This window comes from Ekhidna sp. (assembly GCF_965228795.1).
Lineage (GTDB): Bacteria > Bacteroidota > Bacteroidia > Cytophagales > Cyclobacteriaceae > Ekhidna.
Genome location: NZ_OZ245839.1, coordinates 4001540 through 4026264 on the forward strand (window position 1 = coordinate 4001540; position 24725 = coordinate 4026264).

The 24725-nt window shown below is 40.5% G+C and carries 22 protein-coding genes; 16 read left to right on the plus strand and 6 right to left on the minus strand.

The features are described from left to right. The first annotated feature begins 4 nt into the window (after positions 1–4). Complete coding sequence (locus ACQK2H_RS18010; protein ID WP_425392770.1) at positions 5–3787, plus strand: PKD domain-containing protein; 3783 nt, start codon at positions 5–7, stop codon at positions 3785–3787. 6 nt (positions 3788–3793) lie between these two features. Here the strand turns inward: ACQK2H_RS18010 and ACQK2H_RS18015 are convergent, their stop codons facing one another. Together ACQK2H_RS18015 and ACQK2H_RS18020 are read right to left on the minus strand one after the other, a co-directional pair. Beyond that, on the minus strand, positions 3794–4918 hold the full coding sequence (locus ACQK2H_RS18015; RefSeq protein WP_425392771.1) for a pyridoxal phosphate-dependent aminotransferase: 1125 nt from the start codon (positions 4916–4918) through the stop codon (positions 3794–3796). Between the two features lie 7 nt (positions 4919–4925). Beyond that, entirely contained in the window at positions 4926–6209 is a 1284-nt protein-coding gene (locus ACQK2H_RS18020; protein ID WP_425392772.1) for a hypothetical protein, read from the minus strand. Positions 6210–6361: 152 nt separating this feature from the next. On the opposite strand from ACQK2H_RS18020, the gene ACQK2H_RS18025 reads away from it, so the two are divergent. From ACQK2H_RS18025 to ACQK2H_RS18080, 12 genes are all read left to right on the plus strand, one after another. Continuing rightward, positions 6362–7198, plus strand: a complete 837-nt coding sequence (locus tag ACQK2H_RS18025; RefSeq protein WP_425392773.1) for a DUF3667 domain-containing protein — start codon at positions 6362–6364, stop codon at positions 7196–7198. Between the two features lie 3 nt (positions 7199–7201). Further along, on the plus strand, positions 7202–7555 hold the full coding sequence (locus ACQK2H_RS18030; protein ID WP_425392774.1) for an arsenate reductase family protein: 354 nt from the start codon (positions 7202–7204) through the stop codon (positions 7553–7555). A 30-nt stretch (positions 7556–7585) separates the two neighbouring features. Next, the gene (locus ACQK2H_RS18035; protein ID WP_425392775.1) at positions 7586–8149 is read left to right on the plus strand and encodes a hypothetical protein; all 564 of its coding nucleotides are present in this window, start codon (positions 7586–7588) and stop codon (positions 8147–8149) included. Between the two features lie 17 nt (positions 8150–8166). Then, positions 8167–8970, plus strand: a complete 804-nt coding sequence (locus tag ACQK2H_RS18040) for a LytR/AlgR family response regulator transcription factor (protein WP_425392776.1) — start codon at positions 8167–8169, stop codon at positions 8968–8970. Between the two features lie 84 nt (positions 8971–9054). Then, complete coding sequence (locus tag ACQK2H_RS18045) at positions 9055–9567, plus strand: hypothetical protein (protein ID WP_425392777.1); 513 nt, start codon at positions 9055–9057, stop codon at positions 9565–9567. A gap of 32 nt (positions 9568–9599) precedes the next feature. Then, entirely contained in the window at positions 9600–10529 is a 930-nt protein-coding gene (locus tag ACQK2H_RS18050) for a DUF2268 domain-containing putative Zn-dependent protease (RefSeq protein WP_425392778.1), read from the plus strand. 138 nt (positions 10530–10667) lie between these two features. Beyond that, complete coding sequence (locus ACQK2H_RS18055; protein ID WP_425392779.1) at positions 10668–11549, plus strand: hypothetical protein; 882 nt, start codon at positions 10668–10670, stop codon at positions 11547–11549. A gap of 47 nt (positions 11550–11596) precedes the next feature. Continuing rightward, a complete protein-coding gene (locus ACQK2H_RS18060) occupies positions 11597–12565 on the plus strand; it encodes a helix-turn-helix transcriptional regulator (protein WP_425392780.1) in 969 nt (322 codons plus the stop codon). Between the two features lie 4 nt (positions 12566–12569). Then, complete coding sequence (locus ACQK2H_RS18065) at positions 12570–12905, plus strand: hypothetical protein (protein ID WP_425392781.1); 336 nt, start codon at positions 12570–12572, stop codon at positions 12903–12905. A 397-nt stretch (positions 12906–13302) separates the two neighbouring features. Beyond that, on the plus strand, positions 13303–13935 hold the full coding sequence (locus tag ACQK2H_RS18070; protein ID WP_425392782.1) for a GyrI-like domain-containing protein: 633 nt from the start codon (positions 13303–13305) through the stop codon (positions 13933–13935). Next, entirely contained in the window at positions 13932–14294 is a 363-nt protein-coding gene (locus tag ACQK2H_RS18075; protein ID WP_425392783.1) for a DUF1801 domain-containing protein, read from the plus strand. Before ACQK2H_RS18070 ends, ACQK2H_RS18075 begins: the two co-directional genes overlap by 4 nt. 83 nt (positions 14295–14377) lie before the next feature. Beyond that, complete coding sequence (locus ACQK2H_RS18080; RefSeq protein ID WP_425392784.1) at positions 14378–16165, plus strand: tetratricopeptide repeat protein; 1788 nt, start codon at positions 14378–14380, stop codon at positions 16163–16165. Between the two features lie 3 nt (positions 16166–16168). Here ACQK2H_RS18080 and lpdA read toward each other — a convergent pair whose 3' ends face one another. From lpdA to ACQK2H_RS18100, 4 genes are read right to left on the minus strand one after another with little or no spacing between them, the layout of a single operon-like run. Beyond that, a complete protein-coding gene (gene lpdA / locus ACQK2H_RS18085) occupies positions 16169–17563 on the minus strand; it encodes a dihydrolipoyl dehydrogenase (protein WP_425392785.1) in 1395 nt (464 codons plus the stop codon). Positions 17564–17569: 6 nt separating this feature from the next. Then, positions 17570–17947, minus strand: a complete 378-nt coding sequence (locus ACQK2H_RS18090; protein ID WP_425392786.1) for a four helix bundle protein — start codon at positions 17945–17947, stop codon at positions 17570–17572. A gap of 23 nt (positions 17948–17970) precedes the next feature. Next, entirely contained in the window at positions 17971–19560 is a 1590-nt protein-coding gene (gene odhB, locus ACQK2H_RS18095; RefSeq protein WP_425392787.1) for a 2-oxoglutarate dehydrogenase complex dihydrolipoyllysine-residue succinyltransferase, read from the minus strand. Between the two features lie 48 nt (positions 19561–19608). Then, entirely contained in the window at positions 19609–22323 is a 2715-nt protein-coding gene (locus ACQK2H_RS18100) for a 2-oxoglutarate dehydrogenase E1 component (protein WP_425392788.1), read from the minus strand. Positions 22324–22600: 277 nt separating this feature from the next. Here ACQK2H_RS18100 and ACQK2H_RS18105 point away from each other — a divergent pair, with 277 nt between their 5' ends. The 3 genes from ACQK2H_RS18105 (at position 22601) to trmD (ending at position 24669) form a co-directional block, all read left to right on the plus strand. Next, positions 22601–23368, plus strand: coding sequence for a 30S ribosomal protein S16 (locus tag ACQK2H_RS18105; RefSeq protein WP_425392789.1), 768 nt, complete (start codon positions 22601–22603; stop codon positions 23366–23368). 5 nt (positions 23369–23373) lie between these two features. Next, positions 23374–23919: a ribosome maturation factor RimM gene (gene rimM, locus ACQK2H_RS18110; RefSeq protein ID WP_425392790.1), complete on the plus strand. Its 546-nt coding sequence runs from the start codon at positions 23374–23376 to the stop codon at positions 23917–23919. A 78-nt stretch (positions 23920–23997) separates the two neighbouring features. Beyond that, entirely contained in the window at positions 23998–24669 is a 672-nt protein-coding gene (gene trmD / locus ACQK2H_RS18115; protein WP_425392791.1) for a tRNA (guanosine(37)-N1)-methyltransferase TrmD, read from the plus strand. Positions 24670–24725 lie beyond the last annotated feature (56 nt).

Genomic DNA, 24725 nt, shown 5'->3' on the forward strand with positions numbered 1-24725 from the left:
TCCCATGAAAAGAATAGTCTATTCGATACTATTCCTGCTTTCCTTTAGTTGGGGATTTGCACAGGCAGACATTGTTGCTGCTGAATACTTCATTGATGAAGATCCCGGTATTGGTATGGGCACAGCATTTCCGGTATCAATCACACAAGGCCAATCTATTGACCTAAATTTCACGATTGCTACATCATCCATGGGGTTATCAAATGGTGTCCATGTCCTGGGAATCAGAATTCAGGATGAAAATGGGGATTGGAGTCTACATGAGAGGAGATTGTTTTACATTCAACCTAATTCGAGTGTCAGTGATCCACCACCTGCTGATATAAACGCTTTGGAATATTTTATTGATGAAGATCCGGGTGTTGGGAATGGTATTGCACTTACAGGAAGTGGAGCCACTGTGGATGTGAATGATATCGTTGATGTTACTGCGATTCCTGATGGATTTCATACCATTGGTGTTAGAGCCAGAAATACGGATCTTCAGTGGGGTTTTGCTGAAGTTAGATCGTTTTACATCCAAAACTTGGATGATCTAACCCCTGATGATCCTGCTGAAATATCAGCTATTGAATATTTTATAGATGAGGACCCTGGACAAGGAAATGGTACAGACATTCCTGTGACTCAAAGTTTGAGTATTGACATTACGGAAGCATTGACAATTGCTGCCATTGAAGATGGATTCCATACGATTTCTGTAAGAGCAAAGAATACAGATGAAAGGTGGGGAATGACAGAGACTCGTGTCTTTTATATACAGAGTACAAATAATACTACTAATGAGATTTCACCTATCGCTGCAATGGAATATTTCATTAATGAAGATCCTGGAACAGGCAATGGCATCCCAATAGATATTACTTCAGGAACACTCGTAGATATCACCAGTATTCAGCTTGAATTGGTGGACAGCTATCCAATTGGTATGCACACGATTACAATCCGAGCACAAGATGAGAATGGTAGATGGGGATTTGGAGAAACGCGCGAATTCATGATTGACGGAGATTGTCCGATAGCCAATTTTAATATTCTTTCAGCTTGTGTTGGAGAAACAATTAGTCTGACAGATCAGAGTACAGGGATTCTGGGTGATGCTTCTTACAAATGGTATGCTGACGGTGTAGAAATAAGCACGATTGAAGGTGATATCAGTCATGTTTTTGATAGCCCCGGATTACACACATTTTCTTTGGCCATCCAAAATGGCGCAGTTTGTACCGACAGCACAGGGCAGGAAATAACCATCAAACCTCAACCATTTGTTACCTTCAGTGCAGAGCCTGTAATAGTCGGATCAGAGACCATCTTTGAGGTGGAACAATTCAATGTAGATACGGATGCCACATGGTCATGGGACTTTGAAACGGATGGATTGATTGATGCAACGACAAAAGAAAATACAACATTTACATTTCCGGCAATAGGCGACTATACAACTACGCTAACTGTATCAGATGGAGCAGGATGTGAGACCACATTCTCCAAAGTAATCAAAGTCCTTTCAGATGGTAGTGATCCCACAGCAAATTTTAGTACAGATGCGTCATGTGTTGGTATTGAAGCCTCATTTCAAAACACGTCAATCAATATCCCTATTGGATCTACTTTTGAGTGGGATTTTGATGAGGATGGAGTAACAGACGCCACCACCGAAGATGCCATCTATACATTTGCTTCAATCGACACATTTCAGGTCAGCCTTACAGTAACTACTCCTGATACTGAAGTATTTACTGAATCCAAAGAGATAATTATCAGCTCTGCTCCTACAGCTGATTTTAATGCAATTCTTGCATGTGCTGGAGAGACAATTAACCTGGTCGATCAAAGTAGTGGCCTTACAAATGATTCTTCCTACGTATGGTATGCTGATGGTGAGGAAATAAGTACTACCATCGGTGATGTTACTCATATTTTTAATACCTCCGGTCTGCATACTATCTCCTTAGTAGTACAAAATGGGACTTGCGCAGATAGTGTTGGCGTTGAAGTGGATATCAAACTTCAACCATTTGTCGCCTTTAGTGCAGAACCGGTAATCGTTGGATCTCCAACCGTTTACGAAGTAGAATTATCAAACGTCGAATCAGATGCCTCCTGGTCGTGGGATTTTGAAACAGATGGAGTGATAGATGCAACGACTAAGGAGAATACAACATTTACGTTTCCGGCAATCGGCGAATACACTACCACTCTTACGATCTCCAATGGAGAAGGATGTGAAACCACATTTTCAAAATTGATAAAAGTTCTATCAGATGGAAATGATCCTGAAGCAGATTTCACTACAGACGCTTCTTGCCTGGGCATAGAGGCTTCCTTTCAAAATCTATCAACCAATATCCCTAACGGATCTACTTATGAGTGGGATTTTGATGGAGATGGAACGGTCGATGCTACTTCTGAAGATGTACTTTATACATATTCAACAGAAGGCACCTATCAAGTCAGCCTTACCATTACCACTCCTGATTCAGAAGTCCTAACTGAAACGAAAGAGGTCGATATAGATGCAGCTCCTACTGCAGATTTTGATGTCCTCCTTGCCTGTGTCGGAGAGGAAATAAACTTGATCGATCTAAGCAGCGGGCTTGCGTCAGATGCGTCTTATAAATGGTATGCGGATGGTAATGAGATAAGTACGGATGCAGGAGATATTACTCACGTTTTCAATAGCTCGGGTCTTCACACGTTTGCGTTGGTTGTTCAAAACGGAGCTTGCGCTGACAGCACTGGAGTTGAAGTAGAGATTAAGCCTGAACCATTTGTGGTATTTAGCGCTGAACCAGTTGTTGTAGGGTCACCTACTATCTTTGAGGTTGAACTATTCAACGTGGATTCTACAGCATCCTGGTCCTGGGATTTTGAATCAGATGGTATTATAGATGCGACAACCAAAGAAGGAACAACTTTTACATTTCCTACCGACAGAGAATACACAACTACACTTACTATTTCAGATGATGAAGGTTGTGAAACTGCATTCTCTAAAATTGTAGAAGTGCTTGAAAGTGGAAGCGGCCCTGCGGTTGACTTTACAACTGATGCCTCATGCGTAGGAATTGAAGCTAATTTTCAAAACACATCATCGAACATTCCAGATGCATCAACCTATGCGTGGGATTTTGATGGAGATGGAGAAACGGATGCCACTACTGAGAATGCTTTATTCACCTACTCCACCAGTGGCACCTATCAGGTAAGCCTTACAATAACCACTCCTGATGCAGAAGTCCTAGAAGAATCAAAAGAGGTTCAAGTAGATGCTTCTCCAATTGTTGATTTTGATTTCTCCTATGAGACAGATTTGTTCGAAAGAGCTAATGTTAGTTTTATCAACCTTTCGGAGGGCTCAGGAGTAGATTTTTTATGGGATTTTGCGGGAGAAGGAACTTCCTCCTCCATCAGCCCTGATTTTTCTTTTGAAGATTATGAAGGCAAAACATATACTATTTGCTTGACTGCAATTAATCAATGTCCTGAGGTTGTGATTTGTAAAGAAGTGGTTTTCACAATTACCGGATTGGATCTTCTGAATTCATTCGGCATTAGCCTTTATCCAAATCCTAGTGATGGTCATGTAAATTTAGATTTTGGAATGGCTGATGCAGGTACTTATCAAGTAGAAATCATCGATCTTACTGGTAAAATTTTCTACAACAGATCCATAAATAATACCACTCAGAACCTTTTCGAATTGCCCCAATTACAGAGCGGTACGTACTTGGTAATTGTACGATCAGAATCATTCACAGCGCAAGAAAAATTAATTATTCGATAGTCTGAGTCAAACCAAAAATTCTTCGACCACCTCTACAAATTTTCTCATGTGTTCCGGTTTACCAATACTCACTCGAACATGATTGGTCATGGTTGGCCATTTGGTTATCAAAATTCCTTTCGTTCGCATTTTGGCTACTAAATCTTTTTCAAATCGATCATCACGGGCATAAATAAAATTAGTTGACGAAGGATTGTATTTTACTCCCCATCTATCGTAGGCATCATAAACGATTTGTTTTCCCTCAGCATTCTTTACCACACATTTATTGATAAACTCCGGATCATCCAGCGAGGCACTCGCCGCAACCAATGGTGGCCAGCCTGTAGATATCTCAGCTCCCAGGTGCCGATCCCTCAATGCCTGAATATTGCGCACATTTGATATGGCATATCCCATTCGCAATCCTGCCAGTCCATACGCCTTTGAAAAAGTTCTGCAAATAATCAGGTTCGGTAACTCATTAATCAGGCTAACCATACTTCCGCTCATCCCTGCATTGGAATATTCTACATAGGCCTCATCCACGCAGATCAGCACATTTTCAGGCACCTTCCTGCAGAAGGTTTGGAGGTCTTTAGTTTCAAGTTCCGTTCCGGTCGGATTATTCGGATTACAAATGAAAACCATAGTGGTTTTGTCTGTAATGGCATCCAGTGTTTGATCCAAGTCAATGCGGTCATTAGCATCCAACTTTACTTTTTTGATCGTAGCTCCAGCTCTTTGGCCAAATTGAAGAGCGGTAGGAAAAGTAGGAAATGGGGTGACAATCTCGCCCTTTTGAAATCCTACATGCTGCCCTAGCAAACTCAAAACTTCGGTAGAGCCTGCGGTCAATAAAAAATTAGCGGGCTTTAATCCATTCTTTTTAGCAAGTTTTTCCTTTAACTCGTTGATTTTTTCGTCCGGATATCGATTGGCATATTTCATAGCATCACCAACAGCCTGTATCGCAACATCCGAAGGGCCATACGGATTTTCATTCCAATTCAGCAGAATGAAATCATCCTTCCCTAAAAGTGTTCCTGGTCGTTCGCTCCCGCACCCTTGTGCCACATGAGGTCCGGCCACCAGCATGGTAGCAGATGCCAATAAACTTTGTCTGATCCAGTCTCTTCGGGTGATGCTCATAATGATATTATTGAATGGTGCTTGCTGTATTTGGATTGCTAAGAAGTTCCTTGAAAACTTCCCACCGTTTTTCCGGCTGATCCGTTGTTCCACCCTGGGATGCCACGTAATTGGCCACCAGATCTTTGCCAAGATTATAATTGATTACATAGCTTCGGTACTGATCAAAAAATCGGGTTCGTTGCAGTGCTCTTTCGTACTCATTTAGCTGATACTTTACCATCCACTCTGCTGCTTCTTCCCTGCTAATTTCTCCATTCAAATACATCCTGGCTGACTCATTTCCCGCATAGCTCAATTTTCCAATGAGTTCCTGTACCTCATAATATTTATCTGCCATAGAAGCATCTAAACCAGCAAGAGGGAACAGAATCTCTTTTTCATATTGTATTCTCTCATCACCGGGAAAAGCCACATCAATCCCGTAGTTGGCGCTACCTTCTGCTATTAGTGATTGAGGAGAAAAGAGCGGATATACCGAATACTCGATCCACCCTTTGTTGTTCACCAGATTTTTCTCAAGCAGGGCATTAAATACATGATGCCCTGGATAACCTTCATGACATCCCAGATCAATGGCTCGACTTATCTTGATTGGCAGATCAGTATTTATCTGTATCAGGCTTTGACTATTTCCTTGATAATAATTGTAACCGGACCAGCTTTTGTCCGTCACATATTCCAATACAAAATTTTCATTTTCGGGCAGGTCATACCTTGCCATTGTTCGGTTTCGGGCCTCTGCAATAGCCGTTTGAAAGACCGTATCCAGCTTTTCTTTTGGAATGATGAATTGGTTCACAAACTCATTGTACCTGTCAGCAAGGTTCCCTTCTCCCGGTAATACATTTTTCAGATCCATTAACAGGCTATCAAAGTAGGATTCAGGAAACGAAGGAGGATTTGCATTATATAAGAGCTTTGCTTCTTCATCAAAAGGATAAACCTTTCCATTGATAATCTCCACTTTGGTTCTGGCGGCAATGAGCTGTTTCACTAGCATAAATTTCCGGTCTTTATCACCTTCTACCGACTGAATCTGACTGATGAGGCTATTGGCTCTTTCAATGAAATCACCGGAAGGGAACGTATCTTTTTTTGCTGCAGGTTTCCATTCTTCCGGACCGTAATAGGCATCAACAAAATCACTATCGTACTGCCCAATCTCGAGCATGAGTTTCACGTATTGCTCTGCAATGTCATCTAGTGTCGGTTGATCTGAAGTTTGCTCGGTAGGTGTACATGCGATAAAAATCAATAGCAATATTGTCCAAAGGCTGGTTTTTTTCATCTGTATATCAATTTAGGTTGTCACGTAATTTACTTAATTGGAAGGTTATTAAATCATCCTTAAAAAGTTAAAGATTTTTCGCTCCGCTCGAAATAACACTAAAAAACTATTCATTCCTTGTCATCTCCACCGAAGGGAGAGATATTTACTTTATGTCCTCACCTGGATCAACTCGTATTTGCAAAACCTGCGGAAATAGATTTAATGGCATCTACTGCAATCATTGTGGCGAAAAGATCATAAATGAAAATGACCGCACACTGAAACACTTTTTTGGTGAGCTTATAAACGCCTTCACATTTGCGGATAACAAACTTTGGCGAACACTCAAGGTAATTATTAAAAACCCGGGATTCCTTTCAAAAGAATTTGCCGAGGGCAGGCGTAAGCCTTACATGAAACCAGTTTCCATTTTCTTTTTAGCTAACCTCATCTATTTTCTATTTCCGCTAATCAATACATTCACAACGCCACTGAACGTTCAAAGAAATTCAATTTACTATAGCCCGCTGGTGGTAGAGTGGGTGGATGAAGTGATTGATCAAAGAAATGTTTCTTTTGAGGAATATAGAGCAGTCTACGATACAAAAACAACAGAACTCTCGAAGCTACTCTTGGTTGTTTTTGCATATATGTTAGCGATTCTTTTTTGGCCCATTCACCTGGGAAGCAAGCGTAAATATTTTGCTGATCATTTGACGGTAAGTCTTGAAGCAATGACCTTCATTCTGCTCTTTATTATTCAGCTATTTGGCTTGATTGCTGTTATTTTGAGACAATTGGACATCATAAATCTGGGGACAAACTTTTACTCAACAAGCTTTGCCTGTTTAGCACTTACTTACTTTTTTTATTTCATGGAGCGCAAATTCTATAGCTTCAAACCTTGGAGGGCTTTTCTAAATACGGTCCTATGTTTAAGCGCAATATTGGTTTGTTTAATTGGGTACAGAGCGCTTCTGTTTTTCATCACTTTTTGGTCTATTTGAAGTATGAAGAAAGTTTACTACCTATCCACATGCACTACGTGCAAGCGCATCATGGATGAGCTTGGTGATTTAATTGCTGATTTTGAAAAACAGGATATCAAAAATGAGCAAATGACTTTTGATCAAATCGATGCAATGAAAGAACGTAGTGGATCATTCGAATCGCTTTTTTCACGTAAAGCAATGAAGTATCGTTCGATGGGTCTCGGAGATAAAGATCTTTCAGAGGCGGACTACAGGAAGTTGATTCAAGAAGAATACACTTTTCTAAAACGTCCGGTCTTTATCGTTGATGATCAAATATTCATAGTAAACTCAAAAAAGGTAGTTGAGTCACTGAAGGAACACCTGAGCTAAACCTCTCCAACAGCAAGGCGTATATGCATCATGCATAAATTCCTGATTCTTCTAATTCTTGTAAGCTGTGGTATCGATCGAACAACCAATTCAATTTCTTCTGCAGAAACAAGTGTTTTTAAAGATTTCGAAAAGCTAGATCAGGCACATCAGGTCTTGATCGCTGGCGAAGATGAGCCGGGAAAGCGACTGACACTTTGCCTGAATTTCATCGATAAATCCAATGACGTGCCCCTGGCAAACCGAAAGGTACACTTTTACCATACCGACACCAATGGTGAGTATATGCCGCAAATTGCTAGCGATGAGTCTACCGCTCGTCTCAATGGATCCGCAATGACCGATTCAAACGGAAAAATTTTGCTGAGTACCATCCTTCCCGGGGACTATGGCAGTTCAGCAGACAACCGTCACATCCATACCACTGTGTTTGATGCGCAACCGGAAGCTTACGATATCCACTTTAAGCAATACACCGGTACTATGGGCAAGCGATTTGTAAAAAACAGTGATCGACATTTTCTGGCAGACCTAAAAAGAAACACTGATGGGTCACTCATCGGTTTTTTGACGATTGAGGTTAAGAATCCATAGTTACCTATTTTTAATGGATGCTTGCCAACCACAAATACTTTCATTGGTTGTATCATACACAAAACAAAAATCATCTGATCAATTGGTCCAGCGGATTGTTCATTTGGCTTTTCCTTGCCATTACAAGGCCCTTTGGAATTAACAATAATAATTTTGAAGCATACTTTTACCTTGTGGCAAACCTTATGGTCTTCGGAGGAATATGGGTCAGCATAAGCTATTTGACCGACCTTTTTGCTGCAGCTAAACCAAGAGAAACTCCAAAGGTTGATCTCATCTTTTGGTTAATCAAGCTCATTGTCTTTATACACATGATTTTTCTTGTCAGACAGATGGTCTGTGATTGGGCATGTTTTGATACGCTTGAATATTTGGAGCTTTGGGTAGCATGTGTGATCATGCTTGGTATTCCTTACGTCATTTTCTCCTTATACGGCAGGTACTTGTTTTTCCACTCCCTTGTGGGGAAAAGTGATCCTGAACCCGGATTGGTACGAATAAATGGGGAGGGGAAAGAGAAAATATTAATTGCAGAAAAATATCTTGTCTACATCAAATCAGATGACAACTATGTGGATTTTGAAACCAATAATGGCCTCAGAGAAACCATGCGAGCTACTCTTTCTTCTGTCGAGTATCAATTAAAATCCATCCCAGGTTTTATTCGGATTCATCGTTCCTACATCGTGAATATGAAATTTGCGGAAGACATGCCCAAAAAGGACACACTTAGAGTCAGGTTGAAAGATCAACTGCTTGAACTACCGATTTCCAGAAAATACCAACCTACCGTTTCGGAGATTTTCAATCACCCCAAATAGGAAGGTATTCACCCCAAAAATCCTGTTTTCACCAACCAAAAACGCCAATTCTCCGAATATGCAGGTCAAATAAACTTGATCGCTATGAATTGGCTAATCGTCGGATTTACATTGTTCTTTTTCTACCTGATTTGGTTCGGACGCCTCATTAAACACCGGAATTACAGCCGTTTGCTGCTAATTGTAGCTCTCGCCCACTTTCCATATTTGATTACTAACCTGGTGGCTCCATTTCGGGGTGTTCTTGATCCAAATTATGTAGGATACGAATTTGGACTACTCCGAATCCCTGCCGGTATTGGTGTTGCACTAATTGTAGGAGCTATCGTGATTAGTAGTTTTTTAATCGCCACAAGAGCTTTGAAAAGCCAGATGGAGAATTTCTGGCTGTTCACCTTCCTGTTTGACCTGTTTCTATTGATTTCTATGGCAGGACCGTTGATCCTTGGACATCCTGGCGGACCCAATAGGTTCCAACATTCAGCTTGGAGAATTTTTGACCATCTCAGGCCTGTGGGTTGCCTTGATTGTTGCTACGCTATTCACCATACCAACGCTTCTTGCTACAATCATTTCGGCAAAACATGTACGAGCTAATATTTATAAACAATCCCTAAACTCAAAATAGAATGAAACGACTAATGCACTTTTTACTGCTGCTAAGCTTTATTATATCAAGCAAGGCACAACCTAGCTATCCAATGAATCCTTCGGATGCCCAGCTAATTGCTACAGATCTGGATAACTTTTTGAAGGCATTCGAACAGTTGGATGAATCCTCGGATACAATTGCTATTCTAACAACCCATTATTTCGATAAGGCCTCTCCGGGAATGATCGAATACATGAACAGGCACGGCCTCACTGTATCATCTCTTTCAAAATCAATTCAAAAGTATCCTCAGCAATACAGGACCCTGAAAGAGTTTCAGCTTGGCATTGATTCCTTTACCAAAGCCTTTGAAAAAGAAATGGCAGCATATAAGAATGTTGTGAGTGATGCTATGTTTCCGCCTACTTACTTGATCGTTGGGACCAACAAAGGTATTGCTCAGGCATCACCAAAGGGACAATTGATCACAATTGAGCGAGTAAGTGATGAGCCCGAAAAGCTAATACAGGTTATTTCCCATGAGCTTACTCATTTTCAACAAGCCAGAGCATTAGGATTTCAGAATTACATAAAAACCTATAGCAAGCCAGACAACATGCTAGAGCTTATTCTGAGAGAGGGTGGCGCTGAGTTTGTTTCTTATTATTTGGTAGGAAAAAACAAAAGATCGTATAGAAACAAAAGCTACTTTGAAACCAATGAGCAGTCTTTGAAAGAACGATTCCTTAAAGATTTAGAAAATAAAGACCAAACGTATTGGTTATGGGAATCCTTGAAACAGGAAGAAGGACCAACGTTACTTGGATATACAATTGGCTATAAAATTTGTGAGTCTTACTACAAGCAAGCAGTCGATAAAAACCAAGCTTTGTTAGACATATTAGCCATAAGCGACGATCAATCTTTTTTGAAGGTAAGTAGGTATTTTGAAGCTTCAAATCAGTAGTTCTAAGGTTAAAGTATCACTTTAAGTAAAAGCATCTATAAGCACATAGTCACATTACTTATATGGAAATATGTAATTATATGGAGTAAAAGTGGTCAATTACCACCCCACTTTTGTATCATACCAAACACTATCGGTATGGCACTTAACACACTTGTACTCATATTAGGACTTTTTATTCCTCAAGGAAATGGGGACGATAAAAAGAATGACTCGATGGAGATGCGCCTTGAGAAAGGACAGTCTCTAATGGAAACCGTTTTTGATAGATTCCATATCAACTACGAAATGAGTAGGCTACACAAAGTAGGCTATTACAAAGAATCTGTTTCTGATTCTGCTTCTACTTATTACTTAGCAGAAGGTATCGTCGATATTTATATTCCTTGTAATCTCAGTAAGTCTGAAAATGCCTCTATAAGCCCAATCAAGGCTCGTAAAACGGTATTTAAGCAAGTAGATCAGGAAAGTCTGTTATTAGGAAATGCCAGTGACATGGCACGGTCATCAATTTGGCGCCCAAACTCTTTTCTTGATGAAAAGAACAGATATGATTATAACTTCAGCTTAAGTGCTGAGGATTCATTTAAAGGTTCAGAGGTCGCTGTTATTGAGTTTGAGCCAAGAAAAGAACATGGCACTACCATGGGAAGAATCTATGTAGACAAAAAGAGTTTTGCCATTGTCAAGATTGAGTATCAACCGATTGTCATAAAATCCAAAGTATGGCAAAACATCACCTGGACTGAAGAATTTACTTTCCGAAACGGAGCATACGAGCTTACCAATGTTCATTTTCATGGGGAAGGCGCTGATAATCATTATCAGTACGATGCTACTTTGATAATGAATCAACTGGAAGTGGTTAGCAAATTCCCTGAAAATGAAGAATTCATTCAAGATGAAGTACCACTTTTCGAACGTGCAAAAGAGGAATTGGATGAATCATTCTGGGAAGGATTCAGCTTTTTAAGACAGAGCTTAAATGCTGAGCAATTTCTTACAGCACAAAATCATTAAAACTAAAAATGATTTAAACTCGTGAGAGAATGATATAATTTTCTCTCATGAACCGCATCGACCGACTTAATGCATTACTCATACATCTCCAGGGAAAACCCAGAGTGCCTATTTCGGAGCTAGAAGAGAGGTTTGAGGTAGGTAGGCGTACCATTTTCAGAGACATACGATCATTAATAGATGCCGGAGTACCCATTGGTGGAGATGCCGGTCAAGGCTACTTTGTAGTAGAGGGGTACCACCTCCCTCCGGTTGTTTTCAACAAAGAGGAGGCCAGTGCTATTTTGCTGGGAGCCAAATTCATTGAACGTAGTGCAGATACACAAACCATTGATGCATTCAATAAAGCCATGTACAAAATCAAGGCAGTATTGAAGTATTCTGACAAAGAATTCCTCGATAATTTGGAGGATCGAGTTGCTATCCGACCTAGTCCTGTCCCTATGAAACAACCCGATTCCCACCTCGCGGAAATTCAAGTCGCTATTGCAACTAACAGGGTCCTTTCGATGAATTACTATTCACATTACAACGATAAAACCACCGACCGGGAAGTAGAACCCCTGGGAATGGTTTTCTATTCAAGCCGCTGGCATTTGATAGCATTTTGCCGATTGAGACAGGATTTGAGGGACTTTCGTACTGACCGCATTCAAAAAGTGAGGGTACAAGCAGAATCATTCGACCCAAGTGGCCACCCCAACTATCTGGATTTTCTAAACGAGGCATTAATCGGTACAGATGCAAAAGAAGCAATCATTCATACATCTCCTATGGTCGCGCGGTTTATGGGTGAACAGAAATATTACATGGGTTTTGTGGAAGAACAAAAACTAAGTGATGGCAATTATGAAATGAAATTTATTACTCCTCATTACAATTATTTTGCCCGCTGGCTCATGTCTTACGGTAATGAAGTTGAGATCATTTCACCTTCTGAGCTGCAAGGTATTGCCGCAAATTTTGCAAAGGAGCTACTCGAACATCATAGTGCACCATTTCTCGCTAAAACCTAACATCATGAAAATATTGACTTTCATTTTTCTTACTGCCATCTCGTTGATTGTTTCGTCCCAGTCCTTAAAGGAGGAAATAAACGAACAGGTATGGATTCCATTTACCAAAGCCTGGGAAAGCAATAATGGCGAAGCATTTAATGCCATTCATGCTGATGATGTGTGGCGCATAAATCCCGGAAGATTGCTTGTTGGAGATGAGTATAAAAACAGGAATAAAGAAAAAATGCAGAGCCAGCCAAAAGGTCAAATAATCGAATTCTCATTTGAGACACGCACAGCTAACGGTGACAATGCCTATGAGGTAGGCTACTATCGAATAACCCCAAATTACGCATAGGCGTAATTTGCCCGAAGGGCAGACGAAAGCTCTGCTTTGTCTGGATTATCCTGACAAAAATTTCCGAAAATTGGAAATTTTTCGTCAATAAGCAATAGAATTTTTCGTTTTGTAAATGAAAAAATTCTATTGCTTATTCTGGGATAACCAGAAAATCAGATAATCAACAATTCGTTGGAAGGTTCCATGTAGCATTAAAAAGAATTGACGGTAAATGGAAGATTACCCAGGACTGGGATACCGATGAAATAAATGGGGTGAAAATTACTCCTGAAAGCGTACAAAGCAGAAATTTTGAACATTTTGAATAATTTTTTCATCCTGATATATTGAGTGACATAGGGCTGTCACTAGCACTCATTTCTTTGCTTTCATAATCATACATCTCACATAAATTATGGAAGCAACACTAGAAAAATTTGATCTTAAAAAAGCAGACCCTGCTTACTACAAAGCCAGTAAACAACCACAAATCCGGGATTTGGACAGTTACTATTACCTGTCATTGTCAGGAAGGTGTGATCCACAATCTGACCAGTTCCTGGAAGCAATTGACAAACTTTATTCAGTTGCATTTAACATCAAATTCATCTGCAAGGGTGAAGATATGGATTTCGCAATGCCAAAAATGGAGGGTTTTTGGTGGATTGATGGAGGGCTGGAGGCACAGCATAAGTTTGCCCAAACACCTCCGGATCAATGGAACTGGAAAATCGTAATTCGTATGCCTGATTTTGTAGAAGGCGATCACTACTACCGAGCAGTACAAAAAGTAAAGCATAAAAACCCTAAGCTGATACAGGATGATGAAGTGAAGTTTGAATTGATTAATGAAGGCTTGTGTGTGCAAGGGCTTCACATCGGAAGCTTTTATGAGGAAGAACCAACTATTGCTAAAATCATGGAGTATATTCAAGCCAATGACCTACAGGTGGCAGGATACCATCATGAGATTTATCTTAGTGATCCGAGACGAACGCCGGAAGAAAAGCTCAAAACCATTTTAAGGTATGCCGTAAAAAAGAAATGAAAACCGTTGAAAACTTCATTTTAGGACTCGATGGCTCGCAAAAGGCCATCGTTTCCATTTTACACCAGCGATTAACTGAGTACCACGACCTTATTCCTAAAATAAGATTCAACATCCCCATGTATTACAGAAAAACGTGGGTTTGTTATTTGAATCCAATTAAAAATGATGGAATAGAATTAGCCTTTCTTAATGGTTGTAACCTATCAAACGATCAGGGTTTATTGAAAAGCAAAGACCGTAAGATGGTTTCAGGCATTGAACTATTCGATATATCCGCTATTCCAGAAAAATCAATAGACGAAATAGTGCAGGAAGCATTGATTCTTGATGATCTATCGAAAACAAAACATAAGTAATTTACTTATCCATTTCATAAGTAAATCCACCTAATTATCCATCGATTTGCATTATTCAAAGTAAAAATTGACATAAAAAACGTGTGCCTCAAGTATCTTTCAATGTACTATTCAATAAGCTTTTGGAAACTGCACCGTCCATCACCACACAAAAAGTCTATTCTTTATTGGAAGAGGCTTATACTAGAAGGGTCAATGACCTTCCAGCTAGTATTAAACTAGCTGAGGAGGCATTAGGTATAAGCAAAGAGCTAGATGATAAGGCCTGCATGGGCAAATCATTGTCCCACCTTTCTTTATTTCATATGATCATCGGTGACTTTGATTTATCCATAAATATGGCAAAAGAAGCCATTGAGATATTTGAGGAGATCGATGATGAAAAGGGAATAGCCGATGCGAAATACACCATTGCAGGGGCACTTTATAAAACGGATGACTATAACCTTGGTCTTGCGTATTTAATTGACTGCCTCACCACTTACAATAAACTGGAAGATCACCACAATAAGGCACGTGTAGAGAAATCCATGGGCACGATCTATGAATTTTTTGGTGACGTAGAAAGCGCAATCAAAGCGTATAAATCCGCAATAGAATCAGGAAAAGAAGCGAATGACCTTAACCTTCAATCAAATGCCTTTAATCCGCTATCAGGCATATACCTCAATAAAGGTAAAATAGCTGATGCGATGGACCTTATAGAGCAGTCGATTCGATTTAAAAAAGAAAAAAATGATGTTCGGGGACTCGCTTTTGCTCTTTATGGAAGAGGCAAAGTATTCACAATAACGAAAGAATTTGAAAAAGCGGAGGCTGATTTTCTGGAAGCTGAAAAGATTCATTTAGAAATGGGCGAAAAGCTTGGTCTCGCAATGTGCTACCACAAACGTGGGGCATTATACATTAAAATGGATCGGCTTCAGGAGGCTGAGGAAATACTGGTAAAGGCGCTAGAGTATAGCAACAAACACAGGATCGTTCTAATCAAGTTTAAAGCAAATCTTTTATTACACGAGATAGCTAAAAAACAGGGAGATTTCGAACTTGCTTTGAAATACCTTCAACAATACATCAATGAGAAAGAAAGCGTAATCAATGATCGAACAGCGAAGGTGATTGAGAGTTATGATGTAATTAACAAAATGCATCGCCTTGAGCAAGACGCCAGAATTCAGAAGGAAAAAGCAGACCTTATAGAGAAAAAGAAACTTGAGCTGGATTCCTTTTTCTATCGAATTTCACATGATCTGAAAGGACCTATTACTTCACTGATGAGCCTCAATTATGTTGCAAAACTTGAAGTAAAAGACGAAACAGCCATTAGGTTTATTGATGATTATGAAAAGCAAGCCAATCGATTAAATACCATTTTGGATGGGCTATTGAGGCTCACCAAAATGTCCTTCAATGAAGACAGCAAGCAAGAAATTGATTTTGAGAAAATAATCTACGATTGCATCGCTTCCTATAAGTTTCTGGCTAACTATGAGAAGGTTGAATTTAAAATTGACGTGGATCAATCGATCAAGTTCGAAGCAGAGTGGGCATTAATCAATACCATTTTTCAAAATCTCATTGAAAACGGAATTAAATACGCTCGTATTGAAGATAATGAACCATTTATTGCCCTTACGGTAAAACAGCAGGGTGATGAAATCATCATCGATTCGACTGACAATGGCATTGGAATGGACCAGGAAACAGTTGATAAAATTTTCACGATGTTCTTCCGTGTAAACCGTAAAATCGAGGGAACAGGTCTGGGCCTTCACATCCTCAAAAGAGCTACCGAGCGATTAAATGGCAATGTGCAAGTAAACAGTAAAATAGGGGAAGGAACTACTTTCCGCATTACCCTCCCCAAATAATCCTTACATGTGAATCGGTCGATTCTCAGTGGCAGCAAGTGCTGCTTCCTTAAATGCTTCCATATACGTTGGATGTGCATGTGACATCCTTGCAATATCTTCTGCAGAAGCACGGTACTCCATGGCAGTTACACCAGCGGCAATCATATCAGCTGCACGTGCTCCAATGATGTGAACACCCAAAATTTCATCTGTTTCTTTATCGGCCAGAATCTTTACCAAGCCTTCAGTATCCATACTGGCTCTGGCTCTTCCCAATGCTTTATACGGAAATTTGCCTGTCTTGTATTTCTTGCCCTGATCTTTTAATTCTTCTTCAGTATAGCCTACTGAGGCAACTTCCGGCCAGGTGTATACTACGCCCGGTATTAGGTTATAGTTGATATGAGGCTTTTGACCGGCAATTGTTTCTGCGACAAAAACACCTTCTTCCTCCGCTTTGTGAGCAAGCATCGCACCTCTCACCACATCGCCAATTGCATAAATATTATCAACATTGGTTCTTAAGTGATCATCTACCTCTACTCGTCCTTTATCATCCATCTTCACACCAGCTTTGTCTAGACCAAGCTTATCCGTGTAAGGTCTACGGCCAATAGAAACAAGGCAATAGTCTCCTTTGATTTCTACATTTTCTCCCTTCTTGGTCTCCGCTTTCACAGTTACATTCTTGCCCTTCTTCTCTACACCAGTCACTTTGTGACCCAGATAGAACTCAAACCCGAGACCCTTCAATGATTTTTGAAGCTCTTTCCCCATGGTTGAATCCATGGTAGGAATCAGGCTATCCAAATATTCAACCACAGAAACTTTGGCACCTAAACGAGCATAAACTGAACCTAGCTCAACGCCTATCACTCCCCCACCAATCACAATCATATGTTTCGGAACCTCTTTCAATTCCAGCGCCTCGGTACTGGTGATTATACGATCTTTATCTAGTTCAATAAAAGGAAGGTTTGCCGGCTTTGATCCGGTCGCAATGATCACTTTTTCAGCAGTGATCTTTTTCTTTTCTTTCCCATCAATCTGAATGGTGTTTTTATCCACAAAACTTCCCATCCCATGAAAAACATCGATTTTGTTTTTCTTCATCAGGTAGTCGATTCCTTCTACATTTTGCTTCACCACATCCGCTTTACGGTCAATCATTTGCTTTAGATTGACTTTTGGCTTGTTGATGTCAATTCCGTGCTCCTTAAATGTGTGTTCTGCTGCATGAAAATGCTCAGAAGAATCCAGCAATGCCTTGGATGGAATACAACCCACATTCAGGCAGGTACCTCCAAGGGTGTCATATTTTTCAATGATGGCTGTCTTCATCCCTAGCTGAGCACAGCGAATTGCTGCTACATATCCACCAGGCCCTGAACCTATTACTACTACTTGATAATCCATATTTTTCTAGAGGTTAGTATCTGGAGGACAGATTTTGGTAAATCTTTGTTTCAAAACATTGAGCATCTTACAAATTGACTCAAGCTCCTCCAATATATGTTTTACATTTTCTTTTTTAATAAGGTTTAATCTAATCGATAAAAGTACTTGGGTTTCAAGTTCAAATGCTGATCCCATTGATATCGATAAGAACTGCGCAAATTCTTTATTATGATTTCTGCCAGCTCCTTCTGCGATATTTGAAGGAATTGAAACTGAAGATCTTCTCATCTGAGAAATTAAACCATATTTTTCTGTGTCAGGATATGTACTAGTCAAAGCATAAACATTTGTAGCCAATTGCATCGACTTTTCCCAAACATCTAATTTTCTAAAATCGTGCATATCCAAATACTAAATACCAACTACTAAACTCCCAACAACAGTCTAGTTGGATCTTCCAAAAGCTGTTTAACTCTCACAAGGAAACTCACAGACTCACGTCCATCAATGATTCGGTGATCGTATGAAAGCGCTACGTACATCATTGGTCGCACTACCACTTCACCGTTCTCAACCACTGCTCGTTCCACGATATTATGCATGCCTAAAATTGCTGATTGAGGAGCATTTATGATTGGTGTGGACATCATGGAACCAAAAACACCACCATTGGTAATCGTGAAAGTTCCTCCCTCCATCTCTTCGATGCTGAGTTTATTATCTCTGGCTTTTGTTGCGAGTCGAACTACTTCTTTCTCAATCTGATCGAAACTTAAAGATTCCGCATTTCGGATCACAGGCACCACCAATCCTTTAGGTGCAGATACCGCAATCGATATATCACAGTATTCACTAAACACCATTTCATTGCCGTCAATCATGCCATTTACCGCCGGCCATTCCTGAAGTGCCACACATACAGCTTTAGTAAAGAAGGACATAAAGCCTAGGCCTACCTCATGTTTCTCCTTAAACTGCTCTTTGTATTTCTTTCTCAGATCCATGATCGGCTTCATGTTCACCTCGTTGAAGGTGGTAAGCATGGCCGTTTCATTCTTGACAGAGACTAAGCGGCGAGATACCGTCTTTCTCAGAGAAGACATTTTTTCTCTTCGCTGCTCTCTGCTTACACCTCCTCCAGTAGGAGATTGTTGCTCGTATTGAGGCTTAGAAGAACCTTTATCCTGAGAATCCGATTTCTCAGACGATTGTTCTTTAGACTTCTCAGCCTTCATAGCATCTTCTTTTGTAATGCGTCCGTCCTTTCCGGTTCCTTTCACATTATCAGGAGAAATTCCTTTTTCGTCCAAAATCTTAGCTGCCGCAGGTGAAGCATGACCGGTCGCATACGTTTCTTTATCTGAACTTGAGCTGCTTGAAGATTCTGATGATGAGGAATCACCTGACGAAGAATCCGAAGATGGAGCGCCACCCTCCATCACTTCAATTTTACAAATCAACGCACCTATCTCAAGTGTATCTCCCTCTTGAGCTACAATTTCCAATTTACCCTGTGCTTCAGCAGTCAAATCAAATGTGGCTTTGTCTGATTCAATCTCAGCAATTACCTCATCCAGCTCCACAAAATCACCATCGCTTTTGGCCCAATTTGAAATGGTCACTTCTGTAATGGACTCACCAACAGCAGGCACTTTCATTTCCATTACCTCGCCAGTGGCTTTAGCCTCGGATGAAGATTCGGAATGATTAGAACTTTCTTTTTTATCATCCGAAGAACCTTCTTTTGAATCGTCTGAAGAGCTACTTCCTCCTCCTTCTGCAGATTCATCGATTTCACACAGAACTGCTCCGATTTCAAGAGTGTCTCCTTCTTCAGCTTTAATTTTTAATGTACCAGCTGCTTCCGCGGTTACTTCAAACGTAGCTTTATCGGATTCCAGCTCACAGATCACTTCATCCATCTCCACATAATCGCCATCACTTTTTGTCCAGGATGCCACGGTTACCTCTGTGATAGATTCACCAACCGAAGGAACTTTCATTTCAAGACTCATTTTCTTCTTGTTTTAATGTTTTTATATTCTTTTCAGAAATTCTCTTTTCTAAATTTCAAATGCTTGTTTTACCAGAGTTTCCTGCTCTTCCTTGTGGATTTTAGAAAATCCTGTAGCAGGTGATGCACTTATTCTTCTGGATATCACATCAAAATCCATATTAATTCTCATGTTGATATAGCTCCATGCACCCATGTTCTTAGGCTCTTCCTGAACCCACACAAGCTTTGGATTATTGTACTTCTTGAGTATCGCATCTATTTGCTTTTGCGGCCAAGGGTATAGCTGCTCTATCCGAACAATCGCAATATCTTTTGCTTTCTTTTTCTTCTGCTCTTCCAATAGATCAAAGTATACTTTACCAGAGCAGAAAAGCACTTTTTTCACATTCTTGTTAGTTACATAATCATCACCAATCACTTCCTGAAACTTGCCCGAAGTAAAGTCCTTCATTGGGGAAACCACACCCGGATGTCTCAATAATGATTTAGGTGAAAAAATGACCGCAGGCTTTCTAAACTCCCACGTCACTTGTCTTCGCATTAAATGGAAGATATTAGAAGAAGTTGTCAGATTAGCGATAATGATGTTTTCACTGGCACACATTGCAAGGAATCGCTCCATACGTGCACTCGAATGTTCCGGACCTTGTCCTTCATACCCATGAGGCAATAGCATAACCAGCCCGTTCATTCTTTGCCACTTACTTTCGGCACTCGTGACGAACTGATCTATCATGATCTGTGCCCCATTTGCAAAATCACCAAACTGTGCTTCCCAAATAACCAATGCATTCGGAGTGGCCATCGCATAACCATATTCAAAGCCTAGTACACCATACTCCGATAGTAGTGAGTTATATATTCTCAGAGGTTGTTGGTTATCCTGAATGTGATTTAAACCACAATAAGGCTCATTGGTATTGGAATCAAAAAAGTAAGCATGACGATGTGAGAATGTTCCGCGTTTCACGTCCTGACCGGACATTCTTACAATATTTCCATCCGCTAGCAACGATCCGTAAGCCAATAGTTCAGCATCAGCCCATCCCAGCTCTTTCTTCTCAAAGAAATTTGCCTTTCGATCTTTAATTAGCTTTTCAATCTGACGAAGCGGCTTGAATCCTTTAGGTACTTGTGTAATTGCTTTAGCCACCTTTTCTATCAAATCTTCAGAAATTGAAGTGTCCGGCGATTCTTCAAAATCCTTTGGATCGGAGCGCCTCAGATGGTCCCACTCTTCCTCTATCTTCTGAGGTTTATATGGAAGCGGATGTTCCTTTATTTCGTTTAAACGATTTTGCAATCGCTCCTTGAAATCCTTATCAAGTTTTTTAATTTCTGAATCATCCAGATCTCCTCGCTCAGTTAGGTACTTAACGTAAACCTCACGTGGATTAGGATGCTTACCTATGGCATTATATAGCTTCGGTTGTGTAAACTTCGGCTCGTCACTTTCATTGTGACCATGTCTTCGATAGCACAGCATGTCAATGAAAATGTCTTTCTTGAATTTTTGACGATACTCAACTGCCAGGTTTGCGCAAAAATTCACCGCCTCAGCATCATCTCCATTTACGTGTAGAATAGGTGCATCCACAATCTTCGCAAGATCCGTGCAGTAAATACTTGATCTTGCATCTTCAAAATCAGTAGTAAAACCAACCTGATTATTAATTACAAAGTGAATCGTACCTCCAGTCTTATACCCTTCCAGTAATGACATCTGTACACATTCATAAACAATGCCTTGCCCGGCAACCGCAGCATCCCCGTGGATTAATACCGGAAGAGCTTTGCCCATGTCTCCCTTATACTCATCATCAATTTGAGCTCGTGAGTAGCCCAATACGACAGGGTCAACCGCCTCCAGGTGTGAAGGATTCGGAGCAAGCTTTACATACATTTTCTGCCCTGATGGAGTTTCCATGTGAGATGAATACCCTAAATGATACTTCACATCTCCATCACCCATGGTAAGATCTACTTCCTGATTCCCTTCAAACTCACTAAAGATCTCTTCGTAGGTCTTACCCATAATGTTGGCTAATACATTGAGCCTTCCACGGTGAGCCATTCCTATCATCACCTCTTCCGCATCCAACTCAGCTGCTTTGTTGATCACCTTGTCGAGAGCGGGAATCATGTTTTCACCACCTTCCAGGGAAAAGCGTTTCTGTCCTAAGAATTTGGTGTGAAGAAAATTCTCAAAAACAACTGCCTCATTTAGCTTCGACAGAATACGTCGTTTTTCCTCCCCTGAAGGATTTATATCTGATCCCTCGGTTTCACACTTTGACTTAAACCATTCCTGAATGTCCGAATCCCGAATATGATTGTACTCAAATCCAATGTGACCGGAATAGACTTTTTTAAGCCGTTCAACTATTTTCTTTAAAGGAGCCTTGCCTAAACCAATTTCACTACCAACTTCAAACTCCGTCTCAAGATCTTCTTTAGAAAGTCCGAAATCTTCCAACTCTAATCTCGTGGAATGTTTACGACGTTCTCTTACCGGATTCGTATCAGCTACCAAGTGTGCATACGAGCGGTGGTTATATATAAGGTTTCGAACAGCAGTCTCTTTTGGTGTGGCTAAATCACCGGAGGCACCTTCCTCCCCATATTTCTTCTGACCAAATTCAAACCCTTCGAAGAATTTCTTCCATGATTCATCAATACTATCAGGATCTTCTTTGTAAGATTTGAAAAGTTCATCCAGGTAATTGCCGTGAGCGTTGGCGATGTAAGAATATTTGTCCATATTCATTTTTGTTGTGAAACAAAGGTATAGTCAATCTAGTTTTTTTAAAAATCGTAAAATCGGTTTTGCGAATACACGATGTAAAAACATGCGCCCTGGCGTATGTAATCATCGAATTCACTTACTAATGCAATGAATTATTTAACACACTGATAACCATCTTGTTCTGACACTATAGATTATTTCCCTACAAACTTCATTGGTCAGCAAAAATCAACTACATTTGCGCTCCATTTTTAAAACTTTTGATGGACGAGTTCCATAAACAAAAAGAATTATGCCAGTAAAAATTAGACTAGCGCGTCGAGGACGCAAGAAACAAGCCATGTACGATGTAGTAGTGGCAGACAATAGAGCACCACGAGATGGTCGCTTTATAGAGAAGCTTGGTACTTACAATCCAAACACTGATCCAGCAACCATTAATTTGGATAACGATAAGGCGTTTGATTGGGTAATGAAAGGAGCACAGCCTACCGATACAGTTAGAGCAATGCTTTCTTACCGTGGTATCATGATGAAGAAACACTTGCAAATAGGTGTGAACAAAGGAGCTATCACTCAGGAAGAAGCTGATAAAAAGCTGGAAGCCTGGATGAAAGACAAAGAATCTAAGATTCAAGGCAAGGTTGACAAACTGGCTAAAGCTAAAGCTGATAAGAAGAAAGCTGCGCTTGAGGCTGAGAAGAAAGTGAGTGACGCAAGAGCTGAGGAGCTTAAGAAAAGAGCTCAGGAAGCAGAAGCTGCTTTGGTTGAAGAGATCAAAGAAGGTGGTGCCGAAGGTGATGAGGATGTAGCGGATGATGCTGCTGAAGTAGAAGAAGCACAAGCTACTGATACTAAAGAAGCTCCTAAGGAAGAGGCGAAAGCGGAAGAAAAAACAGAAGCTAAAGAAGAGGCTCCTGCTGAAGAGAAGAAGGAAGAGCCTAAGGCAGAAGCGAAAGAAGAAGCTCCGAAAGAGGAGAAGAAGGAAGAGCCAAAAGCTGAAGCGAAGGAAGAAGCTCCGAAAGAGGAGAAAAAAGAAGACGATAAAAAAGAGGGTTAATCTGCATGAGGCAGGATGATTGCTACCAACTTGGGGAAGTGATCAAGACCCACGGTCTTAATGGAGAAGTCAGCATTCTATTAGATGTCGATTTCCCAAATGAATATCAAAATTTGGAATCAGTATTTCTGGAACAATCCGGAAAACTGGTTCCTTTTTTTATTGATACCATCCAGGTCAACGGAAACAAGGCACTGGTTCAATTCGAAGACATTGAATCCCTGGACGAAGCGAAAGCATTGGTAAAATCAAAACTTTACCTACCGCTATCAACCCTCCCTGATCTAGAGGAAGGAAAATACTACTACCACGAACTGGTGGGTTGTGAAGTATTCGAAGATAAACAGCCAATCGGTACTGTTATAAATGTGATTGACCTTAATGGTAATCAGCTATTGTCTGTTGATGCAAGCGGTAAGGAAGTGTTGATCCCGCTCAAAGATGAAATTCTGCTTTCTGCAGATATCAAAAAGAAGAAACTAACCGTAAAGCTTCCCGAAGGTTTACTAGATATGTATCTGGAAGAAGATTCAGACACTCCTGAGGATTAAAAATTTAAGCTCAGTGCTCTCTGTGATTAACTTTGCTTCCTCAGCGGTTAAACTTAGCGCCCTGTGTGGTCAAAAAATATGCGAATAGACATCATCACTTGTTTGCCAACCCTTTTTGAAGGTCCGCTCACCCAGAGTATTGTGAAACGATCCATGGATAAGGGTTTAGTGGAACTTGAAATACATAACCTGAGGGATTATGCAACGGATAAACACAAGCATGTAGATGATTATGCTTTTGGAGGAGGTGCCGGCATGGTGCTCATGATTGAACCCATTGATAAGTGCATCTCTGAATTGAAGGAAAAAAGAACCTATGATGAAGTGGTTTACCTCACACCTGATGGAGAAACGTATAATCAGGGCATTGCAAATCAACTTTCACTCAAAAAGAATTTCATCTTTCTCTGCGGACACTACAAAGGGGTAGACCAACGCGTGCGCGACCACTTGATCACTCGTGAAATCAGTATCGGCGATTACGTGCTTTCCGGTGGCGAATTAGCTGCAATGGTATTGGCAGACTCACTTATCAGGTTAGTGCCCGGGGTTTTAAATGATGAAACCTCTGCGCTCTCGGACTCCTTTCAGGATAATCTGCTGGCCCCACCTGTTTACACCAGACCAGCCGAGTACAAAGGATGGAAAGTGCCCGAAGTGCTTAAATCAGGTCATGAAGCCAAAATAGAAGCCTGGAGAAACGAACAGGCACTAAAAAGAACCGAAGAAAGACGTCCGGATTTGCTTTAATTTCCCCCTTGCAGGGGTCAAGGGGTGAGTTTCTTAAATGATACCTCGTCACAAAT

Coding starts and splice junctions, on each gene's coding strand:
- ACQK2H_RS18060 (WP_425392780.1), top strand. CDS start 11,597: ATGAACCGCATCGACCGACTTAATGCATTACTCATACATCTCCAGGGA.
- ACQK2H_RS18050 (WP_425392778.1), top strand. CDS start 9,600: ATGAAACGACTAATGCACTTTTTACTGCTGCTAAGCTTTATTATATCA.
- ACQK2H_RS18100 (WP_425392788.1), bottom strand. CDS start 22,323: ATGGACAAATATTCTTACATCGCCAACGCTCACGGCAATTACCTGGAT.
- ACQK2H_RS18045 (WP_425392777.1), top strand. CDS start 9,055: ATGAATTGGCTAATCGTCGGATTTACATTGTTCTTTTTCTACCTGATT.
- ACQK2H_RS18055 (WP_425392779.1), top strand. CDS start 10,668: ATGGCACTTAACACACTTGTACTCATATTAGGACTTTTTATTCCTCAA.
- ACQK2H_RS18010 (WP_425392770.1), top strand. CDS start 5: ATGAAAAGAATAGTCTATTCGATACTATTCCTGCTTTCCTTTAGTTGG.
- odhB (WP_425392787.1), bottom strand. CDS start 19,560: ATGAGTCTTGAAATGAAAGTTCCTTCGGTTGGTGAATCTATCACAGAG.
- ACQK2H_RS18035 (WP_425392775.1), top strand. CDS start 7,586: ATGCATAAATTCCTGATTCTTCTAATTCTTGTAAGCTGTGGTATCGAT.
- ACQK2H_RS18065 (WP_425392781.1), top strand. CDS start 12,570: ATGAAAATATTGACTTTCATTTTTCTTACTGCCATCTCGTTGATTGTT.
- ACQK2H_RS18070 (WP_425392782.1), top strand. CDS start 13,303: ATGGAAGCAACACTAGAAAAATTTGATCTTAAAAAAGCAGACCCTGCT.
- ACQK2H_RS18040 (WP_425392776.1), top strand. CDS start 8,167: ATGCTTGCCAACCACAAATACTTTCATTGGTTGTATCATACACAAAAC.
- ACQK2H_RS18105 (WP_425392789.1), top strand. CDS start 22,601: ATGCCAGTAAAAATTAGACTAGCGCGTCGAGGACGCAAGAAACAAGCC.
- lpdA (WP_425392785.1), bottom strand. CDS start 17,563: ATGGATTATCAAGTAGTAGTAATAGGTTCAGGGCCTGGTGGATATGTA.
- ACQK2H_RS18025 (WP_425392773.1), top strand. CDS start 6,362: ATGTCCTCACCTGGATCAACTCGTATTTGCAAAACCTGCGGAAATAGA.
- ACQK2H_RS18030 (WP_425392774.1), top strand. CDS start 7,202: ATGAAGAAAGTTTACTACCTATCCACATGCACTACGTGCAAGCGCATC.
- ACQK2H_RS18090 (WP_425392786.1), bottom strand. CDS start 17,947: ATGCACGATTTTAGAAAATTAGATGTTTGGGAAAAGTCGATGCAATTG.
- rimM (WP_425392790.1), top strand. CDS start 23,374: ATGAGGCAGGATGATTGCTACCAACTTGGGGAAGTGATCAAGACCCAC.
- ACQK2H_RS18015 (WP_425392771.1), bottom strand. CDS start 4,918: ATGAGCATCACCCGAAGAGACTGGATCAGACAAAGTTTATTGGCATCT.
- ACQK2H_RS18020 (WP_425392772.1), bottom strand. CDS start 6,209: ATGAAAAAAACCAGCCTTTGGACAATATTGCTATTGATTTTTATCGCA.
- trmD (WP_425392791.1), top strand. CDS start 23,998: ATGCGAATAGACATCATCACTTGTTTGCCAACCCTTTTTGAAGGTCCG.
- ACQK2H_RS18075 (WP_425392783.1), top strand. CDS start 13,932: ATGAAAACCGTTGAAAACTTCATTTTAGGACTCGATGGCTCGCAAAAG.